The sequence below is a fragment of the Wolbachia endosymbiont of Nasonia vitripennis genome (genome assembly GCF_048054115.1).
Classification (GTDB): domain Bacteria; phylum Pseudomonadota; class Alphaproteobacteria; order Rickettsiales; family Anaplasmataceae; genus Wolbachia.
Genome location: NZ_JAFEVF010000033.1, coordinates 2,682 through 8,590 on the forward strand (window position 1 = coordinate 2,682; position 5,909 = coordinate 8,590).

A 5,909-nucleotide genomic window follows, 5' to 3' on the forward strand; every position below is an offset into this window, starting at 1 on the left:
GCAAAGGAGTACTACCACTTCTGTCTTTTACATTAACATCAGCACCTTTTTTTAGTAGAGCATTTACTACACCTACACATCGACTATAAACGGCATGATGCAAAGCAGTCTCTCTATTTTCACCTTCTACATGAACATCCGCATGCCTATCTAATAAAACATTCACTAAATCCTTACAGCCAGCTGCTGCAGCTGCAATTAATAATGTAAATTCGGCATCAGGATCACTTTGGATGAATGTATGATTTATACTAAAATTTTTATTTTCCCACTCTTGATACGCTATTGTATCTTCCCTTCGCAATACCTCTTTTATTTTATTAATTACGTTATCTTTATTTACACTTGCATCTTTATCAATTGCACTTAATATCTTTTTCAGATTTTCAAAATCCATCTTTACCTCCTATAACTTTACGTTGCAGTTACTACACAATTACAAACAAAAGTAAACACATTTTTGGAAATTATTTAGAAAAAGAATCCATTAAAAAAGTCAGTGATTTGTAATAAATAACTGATCCATTTAATTGAAAGAAATATGTGATGTAACTATAGTCATTATAAACAACAATAGAAAAAACACGGAAGTAAAAAATTTATATTGATCTTATCATATTTATTATTAGCATAATTATAAACATGGGAAAGCAAATACAAGTCAACTTATCTAAAAAAATAGTGAGAGGGTCTTATCTGGCGCAAAATGGATGGCCAACCTTAGTGAAAATTATTTTGCATCATTGAATAATAACAGCATTAAACCAGCCAGCTCTATAAGAAAACTAATAGAGGCTTTTTTACTTGTTCCAATTATTACATCCAGTGCTATTACACTAGCATGTACCTATTTTTTTCTGAATGCAGTGAGTATTCAAAAATATGATTGCAGCTTTGAATAAGGGAAAAATTATGGCGCCTATGATTTTTGAAGGCTATTGCGATACAGACGTTTTTAATAGCTAGTTCAAGCTTTTTGCTGGGTGATTTTGGATAATGCAACTTTTCATAGAAAATAAGTGAATTTGTTAAAAGTGTCGGTGCTGAAGTTATATATCTGCCTCCATATTCTCCTGATTTTAATCAAACCATTGGTTTGTTATAAAAAATTTAGCCAGAAAGAATATTCAGCTATTCGAACTATTAGAAAAAGAGCTATAATTATAGACTCCGTATACACTATAACTAGACTTTTTTTTAAGAGGAATGATACAGAAGTTAGTACTAAGACACTAAACAGTTTTCAAAAATGAAAATTATACCTTAAAGCTGATTTTCATACAGTTCTTGCAAGCGATAGCACTCTCACTTCTCTTGCACCAGAGTTTAAAATTTCCTGAGAGCAAGACCTTGCGGTTGCGCCAGTTGTTACTACATCATCAACCAATATCACGATTTTGTTTTTGATAATTTCGCTGTTACTTACTTTAAAAGTATTTTTCAAATTTTTTTCACGCTGTTTAAGTGAAAGACCAGCTTGAGGTTTGGTGTGACGAATACGTTTTATTGCAAATGGTGTATAAGATAAATTAGATAACTTACTTAATTCCTTCGCGAGCAATGCTGCTTGATTATATTTACGTTTAAATAAGCGTATTTTATGTAGCGGTATGGGAACTATGACCTCTGCATTTTGAAACATGTCTTTGTTAGCTTTGTACATCCACTTTGCATAGACTTTCACATAATTTAAATTATCAAAAAATTTAAAATTTATAATCATATTTTTGCTATGTTCATCATAAGCAAAAACTGATCTTAATACTTTAAATGGTGAAGGGTTACTGATGCATTTACCACATGTATCAATGTTATCTGGAATTACTACACCACAAACATTACAGTAATGCTTAGTTAAAAAATTGATTTTTTTATTGCATTCACTACATAAATCATAACTTTTATCAATTATACGTTCACAACTTACGCATACGTTTGGAAATATGAGATCTGTAGCTTTTTTTAATAAGAGAAGATTCATGAATTAAATATGTTAGGTATACCTTTTAAAATGCTCCTCATAACCTAATTATTAAGAAATAGTCGATACTTGATCCAATAAATATGTTTTAAGATACTTGCCTGTAACGCTTTTTGGAGTCTGTGCAACTTTTTCTGGAGTTCCTACAGCAACCACTTCGCCACCTTTTACTCCACCCTCTGGACCAATATCTATTATGTAATCAGCAGTTTTTATAACATGTAAATTGTGCTCAATAACTATAACAGTATTTCCTAAATCAACTAGCCTATGGAGTATTTTCAGTAAATTATTTACATCTTCAAAATGTAACCCAGTTGTTGGCTCATCGAGAATATACAATGTTTTCCCGGTAAATCGCTTTGATAGTTCCTTAGACAGCTTTATTCGTTGTGCTTCACCCCCGGACAACGTTGTTGACGACTGTCCAAGCGTTATATAGCCAAGCCCTACTTCCTGTAAAGAAATCAACTTTTCCTTTATCATTGGAAGATTTTCAAAAAAGTCACATGCTTGATCTATTGTCATATCAAGCACATCAGAAATTGATTTTCCCTTGTAAGTAACTTCCAATGTTTCTCGGTTATACCTCTGTCCTCTACATTGCTCACATTTCACATAAACGTCCGGTAGGAAATGCATCTCGATCTTTAAATGCCCATCACCTTTACAAGCTTCACATCTTCCTCCCTTGGTATTAAATGAAAATCGGCCTATATTGTAACCTCGTGCCTTCGACTCTGGGAGACCTGCAAACCAATTTCTGATGTGAGTAAACATACCAACATATGTTGCTGGATTTGATGCTGGGGTCCTACCAATTGGCGATTGATCAACTTCTATAATTTTATCTATATACTCAAGGCCTTCTATTTTGTCGCATTGACCATGCCTTGCAGATGAATGATTTATCTTGTGTGCTGAGTATTTATATAATGTTTCTATCACTAAACTTGATTTCCCTCCTCCTGATATTCCAGTAACACAAATAAAATTCCCTATAGGAAATTCAACATTTATATTTTTTAAGTTGTTCTCACAAGCATTAACTACCTTTATGAACTGAGTTGTTTGCTTTCTTCTTTTTGAAATTGAAATTTCCTTCTTTCCACTTAAATACTGTCCTGTTATGCTTTCTGAATTTTTTTGTACCTGATCTGGTGTTCCTTCTGCAACGATTTTTCCTCCATTCACGCCAGCTCCAGGACCAATATCAATCACATAATCAGCAGCCATTATTGTGTCTTCATCATGTTCAACAACAATCACAGTATTACCCATGTCTCTCAGATTTTTAAGTGTGGTAATTAATCGATCATTATCACATTGATGAAGGCCAATTGAGGGCTCATCAAGCACGTATAGCACTCCTGTTAAACCAGAGCCAATTTGCGAAGCAAGCCTGATCCTCTGGCTTTCACCACCAGAGAGAGTGCTAGATTCACGGTCAAGTGTAAGGTAATTTAGCCCTACATTCTTTAAAAATGTCAGCCTTTTGATTATTTCGTTTAATATTTTATTTGAAATTTGCCTTTGTTGTTCTGTAAGTTTGTCTGATAAATTTCCAAACCACTTAAGGGATTCATCGATGCTGAGCCTTGATATTTCACCTATATGTTTTTCGTCAATTTTCACTGTAAGTGCTTCTTTTCTCAATCTATAGCCAGCACATTCTTTGCAGTCAGTAACAGAACAATACCTATCAATAAGTGATGCATCGTAATCCATCTGGCGTTCTAGGATACTGACCAAACCTTGAAATTTCATTTCTCTAGAGCCAAAAAGTATTAAATCCTTCACTTTTTGGTCTATATTCTTCCACGGAACATCAAGGCTAAATTTGCAATTTTCAGCCAGTGATAGAATTGCATTTTTTAGCAATCCATAGTTTGTATGCACTTGACGGAACATTGATCCAATTGGCTTTAAAGCACCTTCAGATATCGAGAGCGTTTCGTCTGGCACTATTAGCTTTGCATCAACACTTAGTTTTTTACCGAGCCCACTGCATGAACTGCATGCACCGTAGGGGCTGTTAAAAGAAAACAATCTTGGCTCTATTTCTTCAAGAGTAAAGCCAGACTCAGGACATGCAAAATTCTCTGAGAAAGTTAAAGTTTGACCATTTTTATACTCGGAATTGTGGTTATCAGGTAAGTTCACTATTTCTGCATACATTAAGCCATGGCCCAGCCTCAATGCTGATTCTATACTGCCTGGTAGTCGATTTCCTATATCATCTGACATGGAGATTCTATCTGCAATAACAAAAATATCATGTTTCTTGTTTTTGTCGAGTTTAGGCAAGTCATCTATATTGTATGTTTCACCATCTATTTTTAGTCTCACGTAACCCTGCTTTTTAATTTCCAATATCTCTTTGAAGTGCTCTCCTTTTCTGCCACGCACAATAGGAGCAAGTATATATATTTTAGTTTCTAAAGGTAATGCTATAATAGTATCTACAATTTGAGATACAGCCTGTTTCGTTATTGGCAACCCAGTTACAGGCGAATAAGGTATTCCCACTCGTGCATATATCAAACGTACATAATCGTAAATTTCAGTAACGGTTCCAACAGTTGATCTTGGATTTTTTGAGATCGACTTTTGATTAATTGATATTGCAGGAGAGAGACCTGTGATTGACTCAACATCTGGTTTATCTTGAATATTAAGAAATTGACGTGCATAAGCCGATAGACTTTCGACGTATCGGCGTTGGCCTTCTGCATAAATCGTATCGAATGCAAGGCTAGACTTACCAGAACCACTTAGTCCAGTTATAACAACTAACTTATTTTTTGGTATATTGACATCAATACCCTGCAAATTATGCTCTCTTGCACCTTTAACTCTGATCATACTTCATGTACCTTTGACCATTACAGCCTCAAAATACATAAACTCACAACAACTTGCTACTAATTTTTTCAACTGTTATGGAAAACGAAGTAGCATAACTAGCGCAAAACATTTTGCCACACAACTATATGAACATCTGTTTTCGCCAAGTTAGTTCGTACAACAAATGGTGTCATAAAAGTATGTTTTCTACAATCTCATCAAAAACATGCTTACCAATTTTTGGAAACAGGAAATTTTATTTTATATAAAATATAGAATTTTGATAAATTTAACTTTTTTGTGAGATTATGCAGTGATAAAAATAAATTGAGAGGGAAAGGTTATGGCAATAGAGAAGGAGAAGTTTTTTGAAATAATAAATGAGGTAAGTGAAAGTAGCGATTTGGATGAAGATAATTTACTTGAAAAAATAAAGAATGAGTTAAAAGGAAAAGATGCAGGAGAGTACAACAAGTTTAGTAAAAATTTTAGTAAAGAACATCAATTTAGTATAAAAATTTCAGAAGAAGCTGCAGAAGATTGGACGTTGTTACATCTTGCTACAGCATGCAACAATATGTTAATAGTGGAACTTTTACTAAAAAAGAAAGCAAGTGTTAGCGCTCGAGTAAAAGATGGCTCTAAAAATGATGGGCTAACTGCTTTGCATATTGCTGCTTCTTGTGGACATGAAAGCATGGTAAAACAACTACTAAGTGATGATCGAGTTAATCCTTCGTTAAAAAGCAAAAATAAGACTCCAAGGGAGGTGGTTGGTAATATAGAAAATAAAGAAGCTATAGTAAAAATGTTAAAGGAAGCAGAACAAAATTTTTGTACAAAGCATGAGAAAAAAACTGCTGCACCAGCAGATGTTATAAATTCTGTGAAACAATATGATACCATACGTAGTGGTGCACAGGCTCCTGTTACGTGTGGAAGTAGTGACAGTATAGTAAGTGAGCAATACTTACATGCTGGTGTTAAGAATATGGTAGAAAAATTTGAGTCACCGCAAATAGGAAGTGTTACATATTGTAATAGTTTAGACTTGATCTGACAAGCAAACAAAGTAAGATAA

The 5,909-nt window shown here is 33.9% G+C and carries 4 protein-coding genes and 1 pseudogene; 2 read left to right on the top strand and 3 right to left on the bottom strand.

The features are described 5' to 3' along the window. Window positions 1–397: ankyrin repeat domain-containing protein (locus tag JR053_RS04435; RefSeq protein ID WP_416603680.1), on the bottom strand; the 397-nt coding region annotated here is incomplete at its 3' end. A 482-nt stretch (window positions 398–879) separates the two neighbouring features. Here JR053_RS04435 and JR053_RS04440 point away from each other — a divergent pair. After that, a pseudogene (locus tag JR053_RS04440) lies at window positions 880–1,161 on the top strand (transposase); the annotation flags it as partial. 115 nt (window positions 1,162–1,276) lie between these two features. Here the strand turns inward: JR053_RS04440 and JR053_RS04445 are convergent. Together JR053_RS04445 and uvrA are read right to left on the bottom strand one after the other, a co-directional pair. After that, window positions 1,277–1,981 carry a ComF family protein gene (locus JR053_RS04445; protein ID WP_010405036.1) on the bottom strand — a complete coding sequence of 235 codons (705 nt, stop codon included), beginning with the start codon at window positions 1,979–1,981 and terminating at the stop codon, window positions 1,277–1,279. Window positions 1,982–2,032: 51 nt separating this feature from the next. After that, complete coding sequence (uvrA, locus tag JR053_RS04450) at window positions 2,033–4,846, bottom strand: excinuclease ABC subunit UvrA (protein ID WP_010405033.1); 2,814 nt, start codon at window positions 4,844–4,846, stop codon at window positions 2,033–2,035. Window positions 4,847–5,171: 325 nt separating this feature from the next. Here uvrA and JR053_RS04455 point away from each other — a divergent pair, with 325 nt between their 5' ends. After that, window positions 5,172–5,888: an ankyrin repeat domain-containing protein gene (locus tag JR053_RS04455; protein WP_010405031.1), complete on the top strand. Its 717-nt coding sequence runs from the start codon at window positions 5,172–5,174 to the stop codon at window positions 5,886–5,888. The last annotated feature ends 21 nt before the right edge of the window (window positions 5,889–5,909 follow it).